Origin of the sequence: Thermomonas sp. (assembly GCF_023953935.1) — a bacterium.
Taxonomy (GTDB): Bacteria; Pseudomonadota; Gammaproteobacteria; order Xanthomonadales; family Xanthomonadaceae; genus Thermomonas.
The window spans coordinates 108,655-133,066 of record NZ_JAMLIW010000006.1 but is presented as its reverse complement, the minus strand read 5'-3'; the positions used below and the strand labels follow the sequence as shown (position 1 = coordinate 133,066).

19 protein-coding genes, 1 tRNA gene and 1 riboswitch are annotated in these 24,412 nt (G+C 65.6%); of the genes, 3 read left to right on the top strand and 17 right to left on the bottom strand.

Features of this window, described 5'->3' with window-relative positions:
• Nucleotides 1-28: 28 nt before the first annotated feature.
• On the top strand, nucleotides 29-1,852 hold the full coding sequence (locus tag M9902_RS08545; protein WP_297222245.1) for a sensor domain-containing diguanylate cyclase: 1,824 nt from the start codon (nucleotides 29-31) through the stop codon (nucleotides 1,850-1,852).
• Between the two features lie 58 nt (nucleotides 1,853-1,910).
• On the opposite strand, the gene M9902_RS08540 is transcribed toward M9902_RS08545, so the two are convergent.
• From M9902_RS08540 to M9902_RS08510, 7 genes are all read right to left on the bottom strand, one after another.
• The gene (locus M9902_RS08540) at nucleotides 1,911-3,839 is read right to left on the bottom strand and encodes a potassium transporter Kup (RefSeq protein ID WP_297174633.1); all 1,929 of its coding nucleotides are present in this window, start codon (nucleotides 3,837-3,839) and stop codon (nucleotides 1,911-1,913) included.
• Between the two features lie 23 nt (nucleotides 3,840-3,862).
• Complete coding sequence (gene ruvA / locus M9902_RS08535; protein WP_297222242.1) at nucleotides 3,863-4,447, bottom strand: Holliday junction branch migration protein RuvA; 585 nt, start codon at nucleotides 4,445-4,447, stop codon at nucleotides 3,863-3,865.
• Nucleotides 4,448-4,565: 118 nt separating this feature from the next.
• Nucleotides 4,566-5,144 carry a crossover junction endodeoxyribonuclease RuvC gene (gene ruvC, locus M9902_RS08530; RefSeq protein ID WP_297222240.1) on the bottom strand — a complete coding sequence of 193 codons (579 nt, stop codon included), beginning with the start codon at nucleotides 5,142-5,144 and terminating at the stop codon, nucleotides 4,566-4,568.
• Between the two features lie 29 nt (nucleotides 5,145-5,173).
• A complete protein-coding gene (locus M9902_RS08525) occupies nucleotides 5,174-5,893 on the bottom strand; it encodes a YebC/PmpR family DNA-binding transcriptional regulator (protein WP_297222239.1) in 720 nt (239 codons plus the stop codon).
• A 135-nt stretch (nucleotides 5,894-6,028) separates the two neighbouring features.
• Nucleotides 6,029-7,909 carry a TonB-dependent receptor gene (locus M9902_RS08520; protein WP_297222237.1) on the bottom strand — a complete coding sequence of 627 codons (1,881 nt, stop codon included), beginning with the start codon at nucleotides 7,907-7,909 and terminating at the stop codon, nucleotides 6,029-6,031.
• Between the two features lie 130 nt (nucleotides 7,910-8,039).
• Nucleotides 8,040-8,271: riboswitch (cobalamin riboswitch) on the bottom strand.
• A 23-nt stretch (nucleotides 8,272-8,294) separates the two neighbouring features.
• A complete protein-coding gene (locus M9902_RS08515; protein WP_297174648.1) occupies nucleotides 8,295-8,666 on the bottom strand; it encodes a TfoX/Sxy family protein in 372 nt (123 codons plus the stop codon).
• Nucleotides 8,663-9,148: a GAF domain-containing protein gene (locus M9902_RS08510; protein WP_297174653.1), complete on the bottom strand. Its 486-nt coding sequence runs from the start codon at nucleotides 9,146-9,148 to the stop codon at nucleotides 8,663-8,665. The genes M9902_RS08515 and M9902_RS08510 overlap by 4 nt, the downstream gene beginning before the upstream one ends.
• 58 nt (nucleotides 9,149-9,206) lie before the next feature.
• Between M9902_RS08510 and bioD the strand changes: the two genes are divergently transcribed.
• Nucleotides 9,207-9,881 carry a dethiobiotin synthase gene (gene bioD / locus M9902_RS08505; protein WP_297222234.1) on the top strand — a complete coding sequence of 225 codons (675 nt, stop codon included), beginning with the start codon at nucleotides 9,207-9,209 and terminating at the stop codon, nucleotides 9,879-9,881.
• Between the two features lie 150 nt (nucleotides 9,882-10,031).
• Here the strand turns inward: bioD and M9902_RS08500 are convergent, their stop codons facing one another.
• The 4 genes from M9902_RS08500 to M9902_RS08485 form a co-directional block, all read right to left on the bottom strand.
• Complete coding sequence (locus tag M9902_RS08500; RefSeq protein WP_297222232.1) at nucleotides 10,032-13,205, bottom strand: efflux RND transporter permease subunit; 3,174 nt, start codon at nucleotides 13,203-13,205, stop codon at nucleotides 10,032-10,034.
• A 76-nt stretch (nucleotides 13,206-13,281) separates the two neighbouring features.
• On the bottom strand, nucleotides 13,282-14,472 hold the full coding sequence (locus tag M9902_RS08495) for an efflux RND transporter periplasmic adaptor subunit (protein WP_297174661.1): 1,191 nt from the start codon (nucleotides 14,470-14,472) through the stop codon (nucleotides 13,282-13,284).
• A 189-nt stretch (nucleotides 14,473-14,661) separates the two neighbouring features.
• On the bottom strand, nucleotides 14,662-15,057 hold the full coding sequence (locus M9902_RS08490; protein WP_297222229.1) for a phasin family protein: 396 nt from the start codon (nucleotides 15,055-15,057) through the stop codon (nucleotides 14,662-14,664).
• A 143-nt stretch (nucleotides 15,058-15,200) separates the two neighbouring features.
• Nucleotides 15,201-15,749: an RNA pyrophosphohydrolase gene (locus M9902_RS08485; protein WP_297174667.1), complete on the bottom strand. Its 549-nt coding sequence runs from the start codon at nucleotides 15,747-15,749 to the stop codon at nucleotides 15,201-15,203.
• Nucleotides 15,750-15,883: 134 nt separating this feature from the next.
• On the opposite strand from M9902_RS08485, the gene M9902_RS08480 reads away from it, so the two are divergent.
• Nucleotides 15,884-15,960, top strand: a tRNA-Met gene (locus M9902_RS08480).
• 199 nt (nucleotides 15,961-16,159) lie between these two features.
• On the opposite strand, the gene M9902_RS08475 is transcribed toward M9902_RS08480, so the two are convergent.
• The 6 genes from M9902_RS08475 to M9902_RS08450 all read right to left on the bottom strand — a co-directional run bounded on the left by M9902_RS08475 (nucleotide 16,160) and on the right by M9902_RS08450 (nucleotide 24,334).
• Nucleotides 16,160-16,825, bottom strand: coding sequence for a HEPN domain-containing protein (locus M9902_RS08475; RefSeq protein WP_297174669.1), 666 nt, complete (start codon nucleotides 16,823-16,825; stop codon nucleotides 16,160-16,162).
• 10 nt (nucleotides 16,826-16,835) lie between these two features.
• On the bottom strand, nucleotides 16,836-17,435 hold the full coding sequence (gene wrbA / locus M9902_RS08470; protein WP_297174673.1) for an NAD(P)H:quinone oxidoreductase: 600 nt from the start codon (nucleotides 17,433-17,435) through the stop codon (nucleotides 16,836-16,838).
• A 101-nt stretch (nucleotides 17,436-17,536) separates the two neighbouring features.
• Nucleotides 17,537-18,835, bottom strand: coding sequence for a diguanylate cyclase (locus M9902_RS08465; RefSeq protein WP_297222226.1), 1,299 nt, complete (start codon nucleotides 18,833-18,835; stop codon nucleotides 17,537-17,539).
• 361 nt (nucleotides 18,836-19,196) lie between these two features.
• Nucleotides 19,197-22,136: a valine--tRNA ligase gene (locus tag M9902_RS08460; RefSeq protein WP_297174679.1), complete on the bottom strand. Its 2,940-nt coding sequence runs from the start codon at nucleotides 22,134-22,136 to the stop codon at nucleotides 19,197-19,199.
• 136 nt (nucleotides 22,137-22,272) lie between these two features.
• Nucleotides 22,273-22,698, bottom strand: coding sequence for a DNA polymerase III subunit chi (locus M9902_RS08455; RefSeq protein WP_297175512.1), 426 nt, complete (start codon nucleotides 22,696-22,698; stop codon nucleotides 22,273-22,275).
• A gap of 154 nt (nucleotides 22,699-22,852) precedes the next feature.
• Complete coding sequence (locus M9902_RS08450; protein WP_297175510.1) at nucleotides 22,853-24,334, bottom strand: leucyl aminopeptidase; 1,482 nt, start codon at nucleotides 24,332-24,334, stop codon at nucleotides 22,853-22,855.
• Nucleotides 24,335-24,412: the final 78 nt, after the last annotated feature.

Genomic DNA, 24,412 nt, shown 5'->3' with positions numbered 1-24,412 from the left:
ATGGCCCCCAAAGGATTACCCTGCGGACATGGAGCCGATCCCGAATGACGCCACCCCGAGCGCCGTCAGCGTGCCGGGGCTTGCCGCCTTCGGACTGGTGCTTTTTGCCGGGGCCTGGTGGTCGATTCACCTGGCAGCCGGTCCGTCGGGCTTCTCGATGCTCTGGTTGCCCAGCGGCATGCTGTTTGGCGTACTTCTGACATCACCACCTCGGCAATGGCGCGGGTTGCTGGCGGTGGCCCTGCTGGCCTTCGTGGCGGCCAATTTGCGACGCAACGGGTTGAGCGTGTTGACCTTGGTGCTCGGCCTTTGCAACCTGCTCGACGCATGGCTGGCCGCGCGCATCACGGCGCCACGGGTGAAGGATGCCGGACAACTGGCCACGATCGGCCGGACCTTGCGGGTTGCCGGCGTCGCCACGCTGTTTGCCTGCACCCTGTCCGCGCTGGCTGCCGCCACCGCGCGCCGCCTGCTCTCCCCGCATGCGCCCGCATTCGCGGACCTGTTCGAGACCTGGCTGGCGTCGCATGCGATCGGGATGGTGATCTTCGGCGCATTGGCGGTGATCACGCGGATCGAGGGTCGGCGCATGTTGGGGCCACCGGCGCGGCGCCTCGAGTTGGCGGGAACCCTGCTGCTGATCACCGCCTGCGCCTGGCTCGTCTTCGGTCAGGACAGCCTGTCGGTTTCATTTGCTCTCATTCCGCTGTTGCTGTTTTGCGTGCTGCGTCATCGATTCAGCGGGTTCGTGCCGGCAGTCGCGGTCATCGCACTGGTCGCGACCATGCAGACCGCGGCCGGACAAGGGCCCTTCAATCTTGGAACAGCCCTTGCCGACGGCTCTGCGCGCGTGCGGCTGCTGCAGTTGTACCTTCTCAGCTGCTGTTTTTCGGCATTCCCGGTTGCGTCGGTGTTGACCGAGCACCGCATTCTCGCCCACCGGGTCAGGCGCAGCGAACAGCTGTACCGCATGTTGACCGACCACTCGCGCGACCTGATCATCCGCATTCGCGCGGATCGCAGTTTCGACTACATCTCGCCTTCCGTCGTTGGTCTGCTCGGCTGGACAGCCGACGAATTCGAACGCATGCGCTGGGATCTGGTCCACCCGGAGGACGTGACGGCATTGCGTCAATCCATGGCCGCATTACTGGAAAATGGCGGCACGGAAAGCTTGCTGTATCGCTGCCGGCATCGACAGGGAAATTATCTCTGGCTGGCTGCAAATGTGCATGGGGTGCAGGACGCAGGCGGCGAGCGCCATCTGATCTACTCCGGTCGCGATGTCACGTTGCGCGTCGAGGCCGAGCAGGCACTGAAGTTGCAGGCCAGACGGGATCCGCTGACCGGACTGGCCAATCGCCTGTTGTTCGACGAACGCATGGCGCTGGCGCTGGCCCGCGCCAAACGCAACAAGACCCGGGTCGGGCTGCTGTATTGCGACATCGATCATTTCAAGGCAATCAATGACACCCATGGCCACGCCATCGGCGATCTCGCACTGCGCGTTTTTGCACAACGGCTTGGAGAATGCATCCGCGCGGTCGATCTGGCGGCGCGGCTGGGCGGCGACGAGTTCGTGGTACTGGTCGAAGACCTCACGACGCCTGCCCCCTTGCGGCGCATCGCGGACGGCCTGCTGGCGGCGATGCAAGAGCCGGTTGAATCGGGCAGCGGACAATTGCAGATCACGACCAGCATCGGCCTCGGCATGACCGCCGCGGCAGGTTCGGATGCTGCAGAACTGATGCAGTTGGCCGATCGTGCGCTTTATGACGCCAAGCACGCCGGTCGCAACAGCTGGCGGCTTGCGGTGGCCGCCGGGCCCCAGGATTCACAGTCCGGCGCCTGAAACCGTCGGAATACTCACCCCTCCAGAAATCGACAACCGACGCCCGCGTGCCGGGGACTCAGATCTCCACCTGCGCGCCCAGTTCCACCAGCCGGTTGCCGGGGATGCGCAGGAAGTTGGTGGCCGGCGCCGCATTGCGGTGCATGAAGGCGAACAATTTGTCGCGCCACGAGGCCATGCCCTTGCGCCGGCCCGGCACCACCATTTCACGACTGGTGAAGTAGGTGGTATCCATGGGGTCGAAGGTGAGTTCGCAGTGGTCGCAGCTGCGCATCAGGGCCAGCGGCACGTCGGGCGGCTCCATGAATCCATACCGGATGATCACGCGATAGAAATCCTTGCCGGCGATCGGCTCGATCTGCAGCCGTTCTTCCTGCCTGACGTAAGGCACTTCAAGCGTCTTGACGGTCAGGAACACATTGCACTCATGCAGCACCTTGTTGTGCTTGAGATTGTGCAGCAGCGCGTGCGGTACCACGCCAGGGTCGGAGGTCAGGAACACCGCCGTGCCCGGCACCCGCACCGGCGGCGCCAGCATCAGGCCGGGCAGGAAAGTGGCGGGCTGGATGCCGTCCTTGCGGATTTCCTCGGTCAGCAGCGCGCGCCCGCGCCGCCAGGTCTGCATCATCGTGAACAGCACGATGCCCAGGGCAAGCGGGAACCAGGCGCCCTGCATCAGCTTGCTGCCGTTGGCGACCACGAAGGCCAGATCCAGGGCAAGGAAGCACAGGCACAGCAGCAGGATCCAATGGCTCTTGCGCGGCCACAGCGTGCGCGCCACCAGCGCCAGCAGCAGGGTATCGATCAGCATCGTGCCCGACACCGAAATGCCGTAGGCCACCGCCAGATTGGTTGAACTGCGGAAGGCCAGCACCAGCACGCACACCAGCACCGCCAAGCCCCAGTTGATGCCCGGGATGTAAATCTGGCCAATGGTGTCGCTGGAAGTGTGCTTGATGCGCATGCGCGGGATGTAGCCCAGCTGCATGGCCTGACGCGACACCGAATACGCGCCGCTGATCACCGACTGGCTGGCGATCACCGCCGCCAGCGTGGCCAGCAGGATCATCGGGTACAGCGCCCACTGCGGAACCGCCTCGAAGAACGGATTTTCGATCGCGGTGGGATTGCGCAGCACCAGCGCACCCTGACCAAGGTAATTCAGGGCCAGGCTGGGCAAGGCAAAGAAGTACCAGGCGCGGCGGATCGGCCGGGCACCGAAATGGCCCATGTCTGCATACAGCGCTTCACCGCCGGTGACGGCCAGCACCACGGCGCCGAAAATGAAGATGCCGTGGCTGCCGTGGCGAATGAAAAAGTGCACCGCCCACCACGGATTGAGCGCCTTGAGCACTTCCGGTGCCGCGATGATGTTCCAGATCCCGATCGCCGCCAGCGCCAGGAACCAGACCGACATCACCGGGCCGAAGACACGCCCCACGCGCTCGGTGCCGTAGCGCTGCGCCGAGAACAGGGCCAACAGCACCAGCAGCGCGATCGGAACCACGAAGTGATCGAGCCCCGGTGCCGCCACCTGCAGGCCCTCGACCGCGCCCAGCACGGTGATCGCCGGGGTGATGACGCCATCGCCGAAAAACAGCGACGCGCCAAAGATGCCCAACAAGCCCACGATGTAGATGGAGCGTTTGCTGTCGCGCAAGGTGCGCTGCGCCAGCGCCATCAGCGCCATGATGCCGCCTTCACCCTCGTTGTCGGCGCGCATGATGATGGTGACGTATTTCAGCGTCACCACGATGTTCAGCGCCCAGAACGCCAGCGACAGCACCCCCAGCACGGTGTCATGGTCGTTGCTCAGACCATAGTGCGGGGAGAACGCCTCCTTGAGCGTGTACAGCGGGCTGGTGCCGATGTCGCCGAACACCACCCCGATCGCGCCGACCACCAGCGCCAGGCCGGCGCCGCGGGAGGCCGAAGCGATTGCTCCGGCAGGCTGGGGGGATGACGGCGGCGGCGCAGACTGTGTCATGTGATTTCCAGAAGCCGCCAGAATCAGCGCAGCGCTGCCTGCAGTGCCTTGCGGATGATGGCCGGAGCTTCATCGCCTTCGGCGGCGACCTTCTTCGCCATCCGTTCGGCTTCAGCCGGCTTGTAGCCCAGCGTCTGCAAGGCGGTGATGGCCTCGGAGATGGCGTCGCCTCGCAAACTTGCGCCACCACCCTGCCCGCTTGCGAAATCGGCGGCACGGTCGCGCAATTCCAGCAGCATCCGCTCGGCGGTCTTCTTGCCGATGCCGGGGATGCGGGTCAGCGCGGCGCTGTCGCCGGCGTGCAACAGCCGCGCGAATTCGTCGACCGAGACGCCGGACAGCACCGCCAGCGCGATCTTCGCGCCCACGCCACTGACCTTCTGCACATCCCGGAACAGCCGGCGCTCGGCCTCGCGCAGGAAGCCGTACAGCGCCACGCTGTCTTCCTTCTGCGCGTAGTGGGTAAACAGGAACACCTCGCGCCCCAGTTCCGGCAGGTCGTAAAAAGTGCTCATCGGCACTTCCAGCTCGTAGCCGACGCCATGCACGTCCACCACCAGCCACGGCGGCGCCTTGTGGATCAGGATGCCTTTGAGCCGGCCGATCATGGGATTGCCCTGCGGGCACGTGATTGGTGATTCGTGATTCGTGATTGGAAAGAGCAAAGCCGTAGGCATTGCTCTTCGCCCTTGCCAATCACCAATCCCCAATCACCAATCACCAAAATCATCCCCGCCCCCTGCCCTTGCGGCCCCAGGCGGCGCGGGTGGCCACGCCGAGGCGATCGGCGCTGGCGCGCACGTGGGCGTGGGTGATCGCCACCGCCAGCGCGTCGGCGGCGTCGGCCTGCAACTTTCCCTGCAAGCCGAGCATGACGCCGACCATGTGCTGCACCTGTTGCTTGTCTGCGCCGCCGCTGCCCACGATACCCAACTTGATTTCCTTGGCGGCGTATTCGCTGACCGGCAGGTCGCGCGCCACGCAGGCGGCGATCGCCGCGCCGCGCGCCTGGCCGAGCTTGAGCGCGCTCATCGCGTTGTTCGAGAGGAACACCTGCTCGATCGCCACTTCGTCCGGCCGATACCGTGCGATCAGTTCCCACAGATCATCCAGCAGCTTGCGCAGCCGCAGCGGAAACGATTCGGCTGCCAGCAGGATGATCGGCTGATGGTGGACGTGGCTGAGTTTGCCATCTGCGGACACGTCGATGATCCCGACTCCGGTGCGCTGGGAGCCGGGATCGATGCCGAGCACCCGGGTGAAGCCGGGTGCGGCGCAATCGCTGTTGGAAATGTCCGCAGGCATGGCGCTCGCCGAAGCGACGGCGTCAATGTTCAGCCGAGGCCGTTGGCGTTGGAATAGACGTTCTGCACGTCATCCAACTCGTTCAGCCAGTGCAGGAGCTTTTGCACCTGCTCGGCGGTCTCGCCTTCGACCGCGGTGTCGTTGTCGGCGCGCATCGTCACCTCCGCGAACCCAGGCGCCAGCCCCGCGGCTTCCATCGCCGCCTTGACCCCGGCGAATGCCTCGGGCGCGGTCAACACGTCAATGGCGCCATCTTCCGGGTAGGCCACGATGTCATCGGCCCCGGCCTCGATCGCCGCCTCGGTGATCTGCTCCTCATCCGCGCCGGTGCCGTAGCTGAGCACGCCGACCTTGTGGAACATGAACGCCACCGAACCTTCGGTGCCGAGGTTGCCGCCGAATTTGCCGAAGGCATGGCGGACGTCGGCCACCGTGCGCACGCGGTTGTCGGTCAGGCAATCGACGATCACCGCGACGCCGCCCGGTGCATAGCCTTCGTAGCGGATTTCCTCGTAGGTGACGCCTTCCAGCTCGCCGGACGCCTTCTTGATCGCACGTTCGATCACGTCCTTGCTCATGTTGACGTCAAGGCCCTTGTCGATCGCTGCGCGCAGCCGCGGATTGCCGTGCGGGTCGCTGCCGCTGGCGCGCACCGCGACCGAGATCTCGCGGATGATCTTGGTGAAGATCTTGCCACGCTGCGCGTCCTGCGCATTCTTGCGGGCTTCGATGGAAGGTCCACGCCCCATGGTGGATTCCCCTGATTCAAGGCAAGCCGGTAATTATACGACTTTGCCCCGTCCGCGTTCCAAACGCATGCATCCGGACGCCCGCGCCGTCCGGACCCCGGATCGATCCGGCGCGGCACGGGTCGCCAACGGGCCTCAGCCCGGCTGCCAGCGCAGGCTCAGCAGGAACTCGCGGCCGGGCTGGTTGTACCAGGCGCTGGTTTCGTAGCGTTTGTCGAAGGCGTTGTTCAGGTTGCCCTGCAAGGTCCAACCGGGAGCGAAGCGCCAGACCACCCGAGCGTCGAGCGTTCCGTAGCCGCCGACCCGCAGGGTGTTGGCGACATCGTCCCAGCGCGCGCCTTCGCCCACGGCCGACACGCCCACGCTCCAATCGCCCAGCGCACGATCAAGGTCAAGCCGCGCGCTGTGGTTCGGCCGGCGCGCAAGACGCAGGCCGTGCGCGAATCCTGCGCTGCTGTTGCGGGCGTTGAGCCAACCGACCTGGCCGCGCACGGTCCACGGGCCAAGCAGCACTTCGCCGGTCAACTCCAGCCCGCGGATGCGCGCGGAGTCGACGTTGTTGGGCTTGAACAAGGTGGAGTCCCAGGCAATCAGCCCACGCACGCGGGTGTCGTAGGCGTTGGCCTGCGCGCGCCAGCCCGCGCCACTGCGCGTCAGCGAAAGTTCGCTGCTGCGCGAGCGCTCGGGCAGCAGCAGCGGGTTGGAAAAGCCGGGGTAATAGAGTTCATTGAAGCTGGGCGCCTTGAAGGCGGTCCCGTAGCTGGCGGTGAAGCGCCAGCCTGCTGCGAAATCGATTCCCCAGGCGATGCTGCCGGTGGTGGCGCCACCGAACTGGCTGTCGCGATCGTGGCGCAGCGAGGCCTGAAAATCCTGGATACCGAAATCGCCTTGGTATTGCAGATAGCCGGCGCGGTTGTGACGGCGGGCGGCAAACGGCGACCACGGGTCGCTCACGCTGGCGGTATCGCGCAGCCAGTCGAGGCCGGCGGTCAGCACCTGCCCCTTGGCCACGGTGAAATCGCCCTGCAGGTTGGCGCTGCTGCGGTGGGTGAGGAAGCGGTTCTGGAAGGCATTGCCGAGGTAGTTGCGCGAGTCGTCGGTGCTGCGACCCACGCCCAGTGCAATCTGCACCGAAGCCGCGGGCGTGAAGCGCAGATGCCCGCCGATCACCTGTTGGCGGAGGTCGGCGTTGTCGCTGAAGTCGCCGTCGTAGTCGTTGTGACCGGTTGCCCGGAAAGCGCGGGCGTCGAACCGCCATTGGTCATTCGGCGCGAAATCCGCGTTCAAGGTGACGCTGTTGTTGCGGTAGCCGTCGCGGTCGAGGTGGGTGCCGGGGACGATGAAACAGCCAGCGCCGGCCCAGGTCAGCGGATCGTAGGTGCCGCGGCAGGCATTGATGCCATCGGTGGACTGGTGGGCCAGCTCGACGCCGATGCCGCCGCGCACACCGCGCAGGCTCACGCCAGCCGAGGCCTCGCGGCGACCATGGCTGCCGACGGCAAGGCGCAAATGGCCATGGGTGCCAGGCCGGGTGTCGCGACGGGTGAAGATCTGGACCACGCCGCCGATCGCGTCGGCGCCGTACAGCGAGGAACGCGGCCCGCGCACGATTTCGATGCGTTCGATCTGGTCGAGCGGGATGTCCTGCAAGGCGGCAAATCCCGAGGTGGTCGAGCCGATCCGCACGCCGTCGATCAGGTACAGCGTGTGATCCGACTCGGTGCCGCGCAGCGACAGGGTGCTGAGTTTGCCCGCGCCGCCCTGGTTGACGAGAGTGATGCCGGCGCGGCCGCGCAGCAGCTCCGGCAGCGACTGCGCGCCGCTGGCGTCGATCTGCTCGCGGTCGATGACCTCGACGGCAGCCAGCGCGGCATCAACCGTGACGGGGGTGCGGGTGGCGGTGACGATGATGCCGTCAAGCCGCTTGGCATCGCCGTCCTGAGCGTTGGCGAGGCTGCACGCGGCCAAGGCCGCTGCAAGGGTGGTCAGGCGAAACAAAAGCTTGCCGTGGTGCATGGGAGGTCTCCGGCGCGCACGCCCGCGCGCCCTTGCGGGGAAGGACGATTGCGAAGCGGAGGCAGGCAACGGATCGGCGCAGGCAGGCAAAACGTCGGCACGCGCGGACTCGCGCGATGCCCGCCGCATCGCAACCAGACGTGCTTCGGGCCGGTCTCCGGGCTTGCGGGCGGAACGCATGACGCCGCGTTCCCGCTCGACGCCTTCCCGTGCAATGCACAGTGGCCGTTGTCGAGCTTGTCTCGCTTACCGTTGCGGGGGCAGCGCCGGAATGGATGCACGCAAATGCGTCGTCACCGGCTTCCCGTTTCAATCCCGCGGCGGGCTATCGCCACGGGATCACCTGAAGCACTGCCATTGTAGCGGGTTTGCGGCGCCGCGTGGTTCAGTCGTCGGACGCCGCGTCTCGTTCGTCGTCGAACAACGCGGGCCCGGGCAACGCGCCTTCATCGTGATGGGTGACGTGCACCGGCGCGGCGACCGGGCGACCGCGCGGCGGTGGAAGCGCTGCCAGGCCCGCTTCGACGACGCCGGCCAGCTCGCTGCGACGCGCTTCCGAAACATCCTGCCAGTGGCAGTCGAGCAGCGCGCCTTCCAGCGCATAGAGCAGGTTCAAGCTGGGCTTGAAGCCGGCGCGACGCACCTTCACGAAGGCCTCGGCGGCACCAATCGCCAGCAGATCCTCGCGACTGCGCAGGCCCACCTGGCGCAGCCAGGCCGCCGACTTCGGGCCGATGTTGCGCAGCTTGACGTTCATTGCAGCGCCTCCAGCCACGCCGCGGCGATGGCTTCCAGGCCGCGTTGGTCGTCGGCATCGAAGCGCGCCAGCTGCGGGCTGTCGAGATCGAACACGCCGATCAGCGTTTCCCCCGCGTACAAGGGCACGACCAGCTCGGAGCGACTGGCCGAATCACAGGCGACGTGACCGGGGAAGGCGTTCACATCCTCGACCCGCTGGGTCTGCCGCGTGCGCGCGGCCGCGCCGCACACGCCCTTGTCGAGCGGAATCCGCACGCAGGCCGGCAGCCCCTGGAACGGCCCGACCACCAGTTCGGTGCCATCGAAGAAATAGAAACCGACCCAATTCAGATCCGGCAGCGCGTGGTAGACCAGCGCCGACAGGTTGGCGGCATTGGCGATGCGGTCGCGCTCGCCGTGCAACAGCGCGCGCGCCTGCTGCGCGAGTTGCGCGTATCGTTCCGGTTTGCTTCCGGTCAGCGGGCTGGAAGTGAAGCTCATGTCGGCAGTGTAGCAATGCGCGGGCCGGCGCCTGGCTTTCAGCGCGAAAGGAGCGGCTGTGATCGCGGTTTACGTCACCGGCACCGATACCGGCATCGGCAAGACGCTTGCCAGTTGTGTGCTGCTGCATGCGTTGCGCGGGCAGGGCCGGCGCGCGGTGGGAATGAAGCCGGTGGCCAGTGGTTGCAAGTGGCTCGACGGTGAATGGAAGAACGACGATGCGCTGGCGCTGTCCCGTGCCGCTGCGGTCAACGTGGCCTATGCCGACATCAATCCCTTTGCGCTGGAACACCCGCTGGCGCCGGAGCTGGCTGCGCGTGATGCCGGCACTGAAGTCACGCTGCCGCCGATCCTTGATGCGCATGCGCGCCTCGCGGCACAGGCCGATGCGATCGTGGTCGAGGGTGTGGGCGGCTGGGCGGCGCCGCTGTCGGCGTCGCTGATGCAGGCCGATCTGGTGCGTGCGTTGCAGCTCCCGGTCGTGCTGGTGGTGGGCCTGCGCTTGGGCTGCCTGAACCATGCGCTGCTGAGTGCGCGCACGATCGCCGCCGACGGCTGCAGGCTCATTGGCTGGATCGCGAATGCCATCGACCCGGGCATGGATGCGGTCGAGGACAACCTCGCGATGTTGCGCGCCCGCTTGCCGGCACCGTGCTGGGGTGTGTTGTCGCATGCGGCGGCCGCGGATCCGGCGGCGATGGCGGCGCAGCTTCGGGTTCCAGCGCTGCCGTAGGGAGCACGCCTTGCGTACGACCGCCGTTGCGCGAATGGTTGAAGAAATCGTCGCGGGCAGCAAACAACGACAGTACGAACAGCGCCCCTCATCCGCCCGTCGGGCACCTTCTCCCCGCGCAGCGGGGAGAAGGAAAGGCAGGCGGCTCGATCAGCCGTGTTGCGGCTCCGACGGCGGCATCGATTCAACAGCGGCCGCTATTTCGCGGTCGTGCGCGTGATCGCGGGCCAGGTACATGTAGAACGCAGGCAGCACGAACAGCGTGAACAGCGTGCCGATGGTCATGCCGGAGGCGATCACCACGCCCATCGAGAAGCGTGAGGCCGCGCCCGGGCCTTTGGCCAGCAGCAGCGGGATCATCGCGAACACCAGGGCGCAGGTGGTCATCAGCACCGGCCGCAGGCGGATGCCGGCGGCAGTCTCGATGGCTTCCAGCTTGCTCATGCCCTCGTTGGCCTGCAGCTTGTTGGCAAACTCCACGATCAGGATGCCGTGCTTGGAGATCACGCCCACCAGCGTGACGAGACCCACCTGGGTGTAGATGTTGATGCTCATGCCAGGGAAGGCTTCGATCCCCATCGCCATCAGGATTTGCGACACCAGCGCCAGCACGTTCAGCGCCAGCAGCGCGCCGCAGATCGCCATCGGCACCGTCAGCAGCATGATCAGCGCATCGCGGAAGCTCTCGAACTGCGCCGACAGCACCAGGAAGATCACCACCAGCGCCAGCGCCAGCGTCAGCAGCATTGCCGAGCCCTCCTGCTTGAACTGCCGCGACTCGCCGGCGTAGTCCACGCTGTAGCCTTGGGGCAGGATCTCCGCCGCCGCCTGATCGAGAATGGCCAGCGCCTCGCCCTTGGTGACGCCGGGACGCGGGGCGAAGGTGATCGATACCGCGTTGAGCTGCTGGAAGCGCTTGAGCGACTGCGGCTGCGCGCTCTCCCTGAGCGTGATGATGGTGGACAGCGGAATCAGCTTGCCGTCGCGGGTGCGGGTGTAGTAGTTCTCGAGGTCGTGCGCGTTGAGGCGGTCGCTGCGCTGCACCTGCGGAATCACGCGGTAGGCGCGGTTCTGCATCGAGAACAGGTTGGTGTAGCCCCCCGCCAGCATCGCTGCCATGTCGGACGCCAGCGTGCGCATGTCGATGCCGAGGGTGGCCGCCTTGTCGCGATCGACGTTGACCTCGATGCGCGGCTTGTCGAGCTTCAGATCCTTGTCGAGGAAGATGAAGCGCTTGCTCTCCATCGCCCGCTGCAGGATGCGGTCGGACAGCTCCGAGAGTTGTTCGAGGCTGCCGACGCCGCCGATCACGAATTCACCTCCGGAAGCGCCGCCGCCGGCCTGCGGCAGCGAGGGTGGCACCATCGCGAACATCTTCAGCCCGGCAATCCGGTCGAAGCGCGGCTGCAGCTGCTGCTGCAGGACCTGATTGGTCGAACGCGAGCGCTCGGTCCAGGGCTTGAGCGAGAAGCCCGCCATCGCGCTCGGGCTGGCACCGCCGCCACCGCCGCCGAATCCGCCGTTGAACAGGAAGAAGTTGTCGACCTCCGGCACTTCCTTGACCAGCCGCGCCATTTCGCTGGTGTAGCGTTCGACGTAATCCAGGGTAGCCACCGGATCGGCGCTGGCCACGCCGAAGATGAAGCCTTCGTCCTCGATCGGCGCCGGCTCCTTGGGCGCGGTGGCATACAGAAGCACGCAGCTGGTCAGCACGATCAGGCCGAACGCGGCGATCACCGCACGGGTCTTGAGGGCACCGTGCAGCAGCCGCTTGTAGCCGTCGTGCAGTTTTTCGAAGCGCGCGTCCAGCCAGGCTTCGAACCTGCCGCCCTTGCCCTCGACGTGCGGGCGCAGGATCCTCGAACTCATCATCGGCGTGAGGGTCAGCGCGATGATGCCCGACAGCAGCACCGAACCGGCGAGGCTGAAGGCGAATTCGGTGAACAGCACCCCGGTCAGCCCGCCCTGGAAACCGATCGGCAGGTACACCGCGATCAGGGTGGTGGTCATCGCCACCACCGGCCAGGCCAGCTCGCGCGCGCCCTTGATCGCGGCGTCGAACGCGGACATTCCTTCCTCGATGTGGCGGTGGATGTTCTCGACCATGATGATCGCGTCATCCACCACGATGCCGATGGCGAGCACCATCGACAGCAGGGTCAGCAGGTTGATGGAAAACCCCATCAGCAGCATCAGGAACAGCCCGCCAATCAGCGACAGCGGGATGGTGATGGCCGGAATCAGCACGCTGCGCAGCGACCCGAGGAACAGGTAGATCACCGCGATCACGATCAGCAGCGCTTCCACCAGGGTGCGGATCACCTCGTTGATCGCATCGTTGATCGCCTGGGTGCTGTCGTAGGGAATCACCGCGTTCAGCCCCTGCGGCAGCTGCGGCAGCACTTCCCCGTTCCAGACCTTGTGCACGTTCCGGATCACGTCCAGCGAGTTGGCGTCCGGGGCGACGTAGATCGCCATGAAGGTGGCCGAATCACTGCCGTTGACGCTGACCGAGGAGCCATAGCTTTCCGACCCCAGCACCACGTCGGCGATGTCGCTCAGCCGGATGATCGCGCCATCCTGCTGGCGTACCACCATGTTGCGGAAATCCTCGACGCTGCGCAGGTCGGTGCGCGCGGTCATGTCGATGGCCACCATCTGGCCCTTGGTCGAGCCGACCGCAGCCAGCACGTTGTTGGATTGCAGGGCCTGACTGACGTCGCTGGCGGTCACCTTCAGCGCCGCCATCTTCTCCGGCTTCAACCAGATGCGCATGGCAAAGCTGCCGGCGCCGTGGACCTCGGCGCGCTGGACGCCGTTGATCGCCACCAGCTTCGGCTGGATCACGCGGGTCAGGTAATCGGTGATCTGGGTGTTGTCGAGGGTGTTGCTGGAAAACGCGATGTACATCGCGGCGATGCTTTCACCCTGCTGCAGGTCGATCACCGGGTCTTCGGACTGCGGCGGCAGCTGGCCGCGCATCTTGTTGACCTTCGCCGAAATCTGGGTCAGCGCTTCGTTGGGGTCCTTGTCCAGCCGGATGTAGGCGGTGATCGTGCTCATGCCCGCCGAGCTGTTCGAGGTCATGTAGTCGATGCCTTCGGCGCCGGCGATCGCGGTTTCCAGCGGCGTGGTGATGAAGCCCTGGATCAGGTCGGCGTCGGCACCGAAGTAGGTGGTGCTCACGGTGACGACCGCGTTGCGCATTTCCGGATACTTGCGCACGTTCAACTCGCTGAAGGCGCGCAGCCCGAACAGCAGGATGAACAGGCTGACGACCATCGCCAGCACCGGCTTGCGGATGAAGATGTCGGTGAATTTCATTGCCGGTCCTGGTAGATGCCCACGCGGCGGGGCGGGCCCGAGTCCTGGCCGGCCTGCGCCGGCTCCGGTGCTGCGCTCAACGGTTTTCCACCGTCGGCCGCGCGTCGGCGGCAGGCTGGACGGTGTTGTCGACGATCACCTCGGTGCCGTTGCGCAGCTTGAGCAGTCCGGAGGTGACGACCCGCTCGCCCTGCTTGAGTCCGTCGAGCACTTCGATCAGATCGCCGCGGGTGGCGCCGGTCTTGATGAAGCGCTGGGTGACGACCAGCTTTTCGCCGGTCAGCGGCTTGCCCTTGGCGTCGGTTTCACCCGGCTGGCGTGCGGTCCGGGTGATCACGAACACGGCGTTACCATACGGATTGAAGCTGACCGCGGTCTGCGGGATCACCACCGCATCGCGCTCGCCGCCCACGTCGAAACCGACCCGGGCGAAGCTGCCGGGACGCAGGGCGCCTTCAGGATTGGCCAAGGTGGCCTGGGCGGTGAAGTTGCGGGTGGCGGGGTCCACCTGCGGGTCCACCGCCGTGATCGTGCCGGCAAACGTCTGCCCGGACAGCGCATCGACCGTCACCTGGATCGCGGTACCTTCCGGCAGCTTGCCGGCCATCTGCTCGGGCAGGCTGAAGTTGACGAAGATCGGATCGAGCTGCTGCAGGCTGACCACCGGGGTCCCGGGCGCGATGAACTGGCCGAGGTTGACCCGGCGGATGCCCAGCACGCCGGAGAACGGCGCGCGCACGGTCTTCTGCGCGATCAGCGCACGCTGCGCCTCGACCTGGGCGCGCGCGGTGGCGGCGGCGGTCGCCCGGGTCTGCACGTCATCCAGCGCCACCAGCTTGTCGCGGCCCAGCTCCTGCCAGCGCTGCGCCTGCACCTGCGCCAGCCGCGCCGAACTTTCCAGCGCCCTGAGCACGGCCTCCTCGTTGGCCGTGTTCAAACGCACCAGCACCGCGCCCGCACGCACCGGCTGGCCGGCGTCGAATTCAATGGAACGCACCACCCCGCCGGATTCGGCGGTGACGTCAATGCCGTTGACGGCAGCCAGCGTACCGACCGCTTCATCGGCGTTGCTCCAGCGTTCCTGCCGGGCAGCGGCGGCGGATATGGTGACGGCCGGCTGTGCCATGTTGTCGAAGAACGCGTTGGTCTTGCTGGCGAACAGCGCCTTGGCAAGGAACACGCCGCCGAACACGACGACCACGCCCACCAGCATCAGGATCCAGCGCAAGCTGGCGTTGGGCTTGGAAGCGGGTGCGGATGCAGGCATCGGGCGTGGCCTTGTGGGTGACGATTGCGGAACCCGCAATTCTAGCACTTTTATTGAACGCACCAGTGCAGCATATCGTTGCACAGTTACACCGATGCCACCGCGCGGACAAACGAAAGCCCGGCAGCTTGCGCTGCCGGGCTTTCAGGTGTCACGGTTGCCAGCGGACCTCGCGGCCCGCCACCGGGATTACTTGCCCGACTTGGAGGCAGCCTTGGCGGCCTTGGCGACTTCCGCCTTGACCTGCGAGCTGGCCTGCTCGAACTGGGCCTTGGCCAGCGCACCGATGGCTTCGGAGGTCTTCACGGTGTCCGCGAAAGCTTCCTGGGTGGCGCCGAAGCTGCGCTCGGCGTTGGTGCGGGCCACCTGGATGCCCTTCGGCCAGACCGTCTTGAGGCCTTCGGCGTCACGCACGCCGATCAGCTCGTTGGCGAACGCGAAGCTGGCGTTGATGTTGTTCTCGATGGCCGCAAGGTGCAGGCCGAACACCTTTTCGGCGTTCTCGAGGGCAAGGCGGTTGGCATTGGCGGCGACGTCCGCGAACTGGGCGGCCGACTTGTTGAAGGATTCGTTGTAGTCGTACATGGCTGGCTCCCTTGGGTGGCTGATGAGCGGCGTTCTTGCCGTTTGTGCAGTGCAGCATATGACCATCTTTGTTGCATTGCAACATCCCGCCGACAAACGGTCGCCTCCCGTTCAGCTTTCCCCGCTTCCACCCGCCAGAGCCCTCAGCCGCGCCGTCCGGAATGCCGCCGCGGTGGCGCCTCGCCCCCTTCCGGAACCGGCACCGCCACGGCCCCGGCCACCGCCCGGGCCAGCGGCGCCAGATGGGCCAGGGCGCGGGTATAGACCCCGCGCTTGAATGCAACGACGTGGGCCTGCGGGTACCAGAAGTCGACCCAGCGCCAGGCATCGAATTCGGGCGAATCGGTCTGGTCCAGGCGGAAGTCCACCTCATCGCCACGGAACCGCAGCAGGAACCAGACCTGTTTCTGGCCGATGCACACCAGCCGTTCATGCCGACGCACCGCGTGTGGCGGCAGCCGGTAGCGCAGCCAACCCGGAGTGGCGCCGAGCACCTCGACCTGGGCCGCATCCAGCCCGGTCTCCTCGTTCAATTCCCGATACATGGCCTCAAGCGGGGTTTCATCGGTATTGATTCCACCCTGCGGGAACTGCCAACCATCCCGGCGCACGCGGCGTGCCCAGAACACCCGTCCATCCTCGTGCATCAGCACGATGCCCACGTTGGGCCGAAAACCGTCCGGATCGATCACGATGCGGACTCCGAAAATCCACTGCCCCCGACTCTGCCAGCCGCGGCGGCAAGTGGCAAGCCACCGTTGCCGGGCACCGTTGCGGGCAATTTGACGATTGCCGCCAAACGCAACACAATGGAGGGCTCGACGATGGCTATGTAGCTCAGACGGTTAGAGCGCGAGACTCATAATCCCGAGGTCGGTGGTTCGATTCCACCCATAGCCACCATTGCAGCCTTCCCCTACTGTCCCTGACAGTCCCATAACCCCGCGATTCTGCGGGGTTTTTTGTGCCGTCCCCTCGCAGTCCCCCACTGTCCCATGCGTGCGCGCGTTTCGTTGGGGCACGGTCCGGGCTTCCGTGGAGATCCACGCCATCCGCGATACTGCATCGTTTTGCCCGGGTCCCGGTTTGCCGCGTTTGCCGATCAACCGGACGAATCCAGCAACGGAAAGGTAATTCCCGATTCGTCCGGTTCGGGGTGGTCGATCATCAGGTCGATGATGACGGGCATCAGCGCGCCGAGGATGGTCACGGCATCGTGGACCTGTTGACGATTGGCATCGCCATTCCAGGTGGCGCCGCCGTGCATGAGCTGGTTGCGCAGGACGTAGAGGCGATCGGCGACGACCGACAACACGACCTCGGTCTTGCGCGCCATCAGCGCCCGCATGGCCAGTTTGCGCGCGTTGGCAAACTGCAGTTCCCAGGCATTGCTGGCGTCGTGGTCGCGCAGCGCACGCCAGAACGGTTCGAATACGAAGCGGTTTTCCAGCAGGGTCCGCACCGGGCCGGTGAATTGGTCGAACAGAATTTGCTGGAGCCGGTTCCCGCCGTCGAAAACGACAAGCCGTTCGATGAACTGGCGGGCTTGGTCACGTTCGCTCTGCTCGAAGCCGAACTCGCGGGCGTAGGCGGCGTTCAGGGCAATCCACAGGAACAGGAAACGGGCATCGTCGTCGCGGGTTTCGCGCTCGGCGCGCTGCAGCCAGCTGATCGCGCGGTGGATGCGGATGCGCCAGTTCTCGGGCTGGTCAGCGCGCACCTTGCGGTGGCGCTGCTTGAGTGCGGCGGCGGTGGGGGGCGTCGCCACGGCCCGGCCTTCAGCCAGCGATACGCCCGGCGAAATCGACCAGACGCCTGGACTGGGCGCGGATCGACGCCTTGAGCTCCGCGCTGATCGGCTCGCCCTTGGCGGTAGCACTGGCGCCGTAGGGATTGCCGCCGGAAGCGTAAATCGACGGGTCGGTATACCCCGGCGGCACCAGGATCGCGCCCCAGTGCATGAAGGTGGCGTACAGGCCCAGCAACGTGGTCTCCTGGCCGCCGTGCATGTTCTGGGCGCTGGTCATGGCGCTGACCGCCTTGTTTGACAGCGCACCGGCGGCCCAGATCGGCCCCAGCGTGTCGATGAAGGCGCGCATCTGGCTGGCCACGGTGCCAAACCGCGTCGGCGCACTGAACAGATAGGCGTTGGCCCATTCCATGTCGTCGTAGCTGGCGTGCTCGACGTGGGCGGTGCGCTCGGCGTGGGCGGCCCAGGCAGCCTGCCCGGAGACGATCTCGGCGGGCGCGGTCTCCTTCACCTTGCGCAGGCGGACTTCGGCGCCGGCAGCATGCGCGGCATCGGCGGCCACTTCGGCCATGGCGTGGTTGGTGCCGTAGGTGCTGTAGTAGATGATCGCGAGGCGGACGTTGCTCATTGCGGCTCCTTGCTGGGTCACGGTCGGTCTGTTCACGGCATGTGCGGCTGCATTGATAGCCGCTGCAGGGTGAAGCCGGCGCGAAACCTGCCCCTGCGAACTCAGGAACCGGACAGAAGGGCCGTGCAATTGCGCCCGCGGTCCTTGGCCTGATAGAGCGCACGGTCGGCGCGTGCGAACATCGTCTGGAAATCGGCATCGGTTGATTCCAGCGTTGATGCGCCAAAGCTTGCGCTGATCTGCAGCGAGGGGTACTCCTCGATCGGGTGGCAAGCCTCCGTCATGGCGCGAATGCGTTCGGCAATCTCGCCGGCTGCCTCCAGATTGGTGTCTGGCAGCAGGATGCAGAATTCCTCGCCGCCGGTGCGCGCGAGAATGTCCATTTCGCGCAGAATACCGCGGCAGCAGCCGACGAAATCCTGCAGCACGACATCACCGATCGGGTGGCCATAGCGGTCGTTGATTTGCTTGAAATGGTCGATGTCGATGGCGATCATGCTCAGCGGCGCGCCGTATCGACGACTGCGGGTAAACTCGATTCCGGCCAATTCAAAGAAATGCCGCCGGTTGGCACAGCCGGTGAGGCTGTCGGTCCTGGCCTGCTGCTGCAACTCTTCCTGGAGCTCATGCAAGGCGGTGATGTCCGTCACCAGCCCAATCAGCGCAGTGTGGCCTTCGGTATCGGTCCCGGGGACCACCACGCTCCAGTAATGCCGCGTTCGCCCCTGGGCATCAACCAGCGACTGTTCGCCGGCATAACGCTGGCCGCTGGCGAGGATCTGCTGGTCGATCGCCCAGAACGCATCGGCAACATCCTTGGGCATCAGCTCGCTGTCGAGCCGGCCGAGGATGTTTTCCAGCGGCAGTCCGAACACGCTGGCAAACTGTCGGTTGGCGTAAACGAAGCGACGGTCGGCGCTTTTCATGTAGACCAGGGCATCGAGATTTTCGAGCACCGTGTCCAGCAGATTCTTTTGCCGAATCAGCTGATCTTCCAGACGCCTCTTCTCGGTGATGTCGTGGGAGATGCCGATCATGCCCACGATGGCCCCGCCGGCATCGCGCAGCGGCTTCTTGGTCGACCAGTAGTAGCGCGTTTCACCGGTGGCGTGGATGAGGTTGGCTTCCACGCGTTCGATCGTCTCGCCCTGTTCAAGCACGCGGCGGTCGGTCTCGCGCAGGGTATCGTCTTCGCCGATGGCCACGAAGTCGGTGAACGACTTGCCGATGACCTCTTCCAGACGCAACCCGGGCCGCAGCAGCTCCAGCACCAGCTTGTTGGCGAAGGTGAAGTTGCCGCGGATATCGGTGGCGTAGACGAACGCGCCGACCTCATCGAGGAGCGTGCGGTAGGCCGTGTCGCCCATCGCCTGCGGTGGATCGGAAGCCGAAGTGGTCATGTCCATTGTCCAGGTTGTCGCACTGCCGCACGTCTGCTTGGGAGGAGGACCCATGGCGCCGGGCGATGCCCGCAGCGACCGGGGGGGCGGGCCGTTGCCGTGTTGCCCGCGAGTGTGCGCCCGATCCCGGCGGCAGAAAAGCGGTTGCGCAGCTTGCCTCAAGCGCGGGGGCGCTGGCGGTGCAAACCCCGATTTCCGTTGCCGGATTTCAGGTTTTGCGAAGGGCGTCTCAGTTTCCCGCACAGTTTCCGGGCGCAGTTTCCGGGGCACGCGCAGCTGCCCGGGGGCGCTTGCTCCGCTTGCAAAACGGACGCCCCGGGCCGACGGCTCCCGTGGTTCCAAGGCCCCTGGCGGCGAAAACTCAGCCCAATCGGCTGCGCTGGGCGCTCAGGGCGTCAAGCTTGGCACTCCAGTCCGCCCGCCTTGCCTGTTCTTGCGCCACCACCGCCGCCGGCACGCCAGCACCGAACTTGGCCAGCTTGGCCTCGCTCTTGTCTTTCTCGGCGGCGATTTTGGCAATCTCCTTGTCCAGACGCGCGCGCTCGGCAGCCAGATCCACCAGACCCTCCAGCGGCACGAACAGTTGCAAGGCGCCGACCACGGCGGGCGCGGCGGCCGGCGGTTCGCCGCTGATGGCCTCGATGCGCTCCAGCTTGCACAGGAAGCGCAGCTGGGCGTCGAAGCGGGCAGTGCGGGTGGCGTCCTCGGCACTACCGCCGCGCAGCAGCAAGGTGATGTGCTTGGCCGGCGAAACCCCCAATTCACTGCGGATACGGCGCACGGCGCCGATCATGGCCTTGAGCCATTCGATGTCGGCCTCGGCCTGGCCGAAGCCTGACACATCGATCTCGCCGGCTTGCGGATAGGGCTGCAACATCAGGCTGCCGGACTTGCCCAAGCGCGGCGCTACTTCCTGCCACAGCTGCTCAGTGACAAACGGGATCAGCGGGTGCAGCAGGCGCAGCAGCGCCTCCAGTACATGCAGCAGGGTATGGCGGGTGCTGTTGGCGGCTTCCAGATCATCGCCTTGCAGCGCCGGTTTGGCCAGTTCCACGAACCAATCGCAAAATTGGTTCCAGGTGAACTCGTACAGGCACTGCGCGAGCAGATCGAAGCGGTAGCTGGCGAAGTGTTCGGCGGCCTCCCGCGTGGTGCGATCGAGCTGGGACAGGATCCACTTTTCGGCGTCGGTGACGGGGTGGTTGCAAGTACCCGGTTGTGGTGAGTTGGAAGAAACCGTTCGTGGTGAGCTTGTCGAACCATGATCGGTTTCGTCGGACCCCGTCCGTGGTTCGACCGGCTCACCACGAACGGGGTATGGGTCTCCCGCGTTCATCAACGCAAACCGCGTGGCATTCCACAGCTTGTTGCAGAAATTCTTGTAGCCCTCGGCGCGGGCGAGGTCGAACTTGATGTCGCGGCCGGGGCCGGCCAGCGCGGCCATGGTGAAACGCAGGGCGTCGGCACCGTGGGCGTTGATGCCGTTCGGGTAATCCTTGCGGGTGGCTTTTTCGATCTTCTCAGCCATCTTCGGCTGCATCAGGCCGTGCACGCGCTTGGCGACCAGATCATCAATGCTGATGCCGTCGATGATGTCGATCGGGTCGAGCACATTGCCCTTCGATTTCGACATCTTCTGCCCGTCCTTGTCGCGCACCAGGCCGGTGATATAGACGTCGCGGAACGGCACTTGCCCAGTGAAGTGGTCGGTCATCATCACCATCCGGGCGACCCAGAAGAAGATGATGTCAAAGCCCGTCACCAGCACGCTGGACGGCAGGTACTGGTCGAAGCCGCGCTGCGCCATCGCCTCGGCATCCGGCCAACCTTGGGTGGAAAACGGGAACATGGCCGAGGAGAACCAGGTTTCCAGTACGTCGGGATCCTGGGTCAGTGCGGCATCGCCCAGTGCATATTTGGCGCGCACTTCGGCCTCATCGCGGCCCACATACACCTTGCCGGCAGCATCAAACCACGCCGGGATGCGGTGGCCCCACCACAGCTGGCGGCTGATGCACCAGTCCTGCAGGTTCTCCATCCAGTGGCGGTAGGTGTTGACCCAGTTCGGCGGCACGAACTTCACCGAACCCGGCTTTTCATCAGTACCGACGACCAGTTCCAAGCCGCGCTGGCCCAGCGTGTCCATCTTCACGAACCACTGGTCGGTGAGGAAAGGCTCGATCACCTGGCCGCTGCGGTCGCCGCGCGGCACCTGCAATTTGTGCGGTTTGATCTCGACGAGCAGGCCCTGTGCCTCCAGATCGGCGACGATCGCCTTGCGGGCGTCGAAGCGGTCGAGGCCGCGGTACGCCGCCGGGATGAAGTCTTCATCGAGCACCTTGGCGGTATCGGTGAAGATATTGATCGTCGCAAGGCCATGCCGCTGGCCGACCGCGTAATCGTTGAAATCGTGCGCCGGTGTCACCTTGACCACGCCGGTGCCGAAGCCGCGATCGACGTAGTCATCGGTGATCACCGCGATCCGGCGGCCGGTCAGTGGCAACGCGACAAACTTGCCGTGCAATGCGGCATAGCGCGGATCGTCCGGGTGCACCATCGCCGCGGTATCGCCGAGCATGGTCTCCGGACGGGTGGTGGCCACGATCAGGTAATCGCGGGTTTCGCGCAGGGTCTCGACACCGTCGGCGTCAACCTCGACGTGCTCATAGGACGCGCCATCGGCCAGCGGGTAGCGGATTTCCCACAGGTGGCCATTTTCCTCTTCGCTGACCACTTCCAGATCGGAGATCGCGGTCTTCAGCACCGGATCCCAGTTGACCAGGCGCTTGCCGCGATAGATCAGGCCCTCTTCATGCAGGCGCACGAAAGCTTCGGTGATCGCCTGCGAGGGCATCGGGTCCATGGTGAACACGCTGCGCGACCAGTCGCCGCTGGCGCCGAGCCGGCGCATCTGGCGCTCGATGGTGTCGCCGCTGTGCTGCTTCCACTGCCAGACCTTTTCGATGAAGGCCTCGCGACCCAGCGAGTCGCGGGTCTCGCCCTTGCCTTCGAGCGCGAGGTTGCGGCTGACCACCATCTCGGTCGCAATCCCGGCGTGGTCGGTGCCCATCTGCCACAGGGTGCGGTAGCCGCGCATGCGGTGGTAGCGCACCAACGCGTCCATCAGTGTGTGCTGGAAGGCGTGGCCCATGTGCAAGGTGCCGGTCACGTTCGGCGGCGGCAGCAGGATGCTGTAGGCCGGGCCGTCGCCGGTCGGTGCGAACGCGCCGCTGCTTTCCCACTGCGCGTACAGGCGGGATTCGAAGGAAGACGGATTGAAGCCGGAGTCGAGGGTGGGCATGGGCATTCGTGATTGGTGATTCGTGATTGTGGAGCAGTGATTGGTGATACGTGATTGGTGATTCGCAAGAGCTTGTGATTGGCGCGAAACGGATTTCTTTTTCAAATCACCAATCACCAATCACCAATCACACCCCTCACATATCGTATTTCTTCACTTCAAATCCGAGCGACTGGTAATGCTTCCAGCGCTCGCGCAGCGGGTCGCGCGCGGATTCGTCGGCGGGCACGACTTCCAGCACGCGGTCGAACTGGCCGGACGGTGCGGTATCGCGCAGGTTGATCAGCAGCGGGCGCAGCGGGACGTCGGTGTCGGGCGTGGCGATCAGGATCGGCGCCTCGTCTTCATCCTCATCCATGCCGGCGATCTGGTGCGGCAGGTAGGCGTCCGGGTCGAACGACCACAGCAGGTCGTCAAGCTCCTCGGCCTGGGCCTGGTCGCGCGCGAGAATCAGCGTCGACAGGTTGGCGGCGAATGCCCGCTTCGCCAATTCGCAGGCAAGCAGCAGCGGCTGCTCGCGAAAGCGCGGTTTGTCGATCAGGTAGAAATGGGCTTTGGGCATTGTTGCTGTCTCCGGTCGTGGTTCGACAGGCTCACCACGAACGGTGCAGAGTGATGTTCATGGTTCGACAGGCTCACCACGAACGGAGTTTGACTCACCACGAACGGGGTTTGGCTCATCACGAACGATTAAACTCACCGCGAATGGGACTGGCTTATCCGACGCGATCCAGCAGCCACTGGCTGAGCATGCCGACCGGGCGACCGGTGGCCATGCCCATCTTGCCGTCGTCGCTGGCGCTGCCGGCGATGTCCAGATGCACCCAGCGCTGGCCGTCGGTGAAGCGCGACAGGAAGCAGCCGGCGGTGATCGCGCCGGCCCAGCGGCCGCCGATGTTGTAGACGTCGGCGAAGGCCGAATCCAGCATCGGCTGGTACTCGTCCCACAAGGGCAACTGCCAGCCGCGATCGAACACGGTCTCGCCGGCATCGATCAACTCGCGGGCCAGATCGTGGCTGCTCTTGGTCATTACCCCGGTGGCGTACTTGCCCAATGCGACCATGCAGGCGCCGGTGAGGGTGGCCACATTGACCAGCGCCGCCGGTTCGAAGCGTTGCGCATAGGTCAAGGCGTCGCAAAGGATCAAACGGCCTTCGGCGTCGGTATTGCCGACCTCAATGGTCTTGCCGGACATCGATGTGATGACATCGGAGGGGCGATAGGCGTCGCCGTCGATGGCGTTTTCCACCGCCGCGGCGATGCAGACCAGGTTGACCGGCAGTTGCATGCCGACCGCGGCGACGAAGGTACCCAGCACGCTGGCCGCGCCGCACATGTCGTACTTCATTTCCTCGATGCCGCCCTGGGTCTTCAGGTTGACGCCGCCGGTGTCGAAGGTGATGCCCTTGCCGACCAGCACATAGGGCTTGGCGTCGCCACCGTTGCTGTACTTCAGCACGACAAGACGCGGCCGCTGCGCGCTGCCACGGGCGACCGCCAGCAGCGAGCCCATGCCGAGGGCTTCCATCGCGGCATCGTCCAGCACCTCGCAGGCCACGCCGGTCTTGCCGGCCGCAAACGCCTGCGCCTGTTCGGCAATGTAGGCCGGGTTGCAAAGGTTGGGCGGCAGGTTGCCGAGCTCGCGGGTGAACTGCACGCCGGCGGCAATCGCAACGCCTTGCTCCAGTGCCTTGGCGTCGCCGCCGCTGATCTCCAGCCGGGCCAGGCCTTTTTCTTCCCGCTTGGCGTTCTTGGCGCCCAATGTGGCGGTATAGCGGTAGCTGGCGTGGTCGGCGGCGATCACCGCCTGACGGATGTTCCAGGCCGCATCGCGGTCCTTCACCGGCACTTCGCTCAGGGTGAACAGTGCATGCGCCACCGGGCCGGTCTTGAGTGCGCGCGCGGCGTCGCCGATCGCCTTCAGGTACTGCGGTGCGCCGAACTTGCCGGCCTCCCCGAGCCCGATCACCAGCACGCGCGGCGCGGTCACCCCGGTCAGATCATGCAGCAGCGCGGTCTTGCCGGTTTTCCCGGAGACGTCGCCGCGCGTGATGAGGGCCGCGATCCGTCCGCCGCTGGCAGCATCCAGCGCCTTGCCCGCCGGGCTGAGGCTGCCGTCGGCAAAGGCGCCAACGATCGCGCAGTCCACGCGGGCGCTGGCGCAAGGGGTCTGGTTCAGGCTGAATTCGAGGCTCATCGTGGGTTCTGTCCAGGTTGGGATTGGAGGCGCACGCGCAGGCCATCGGCAGCTGCCGGCGGCCCGGTACGCGTACAA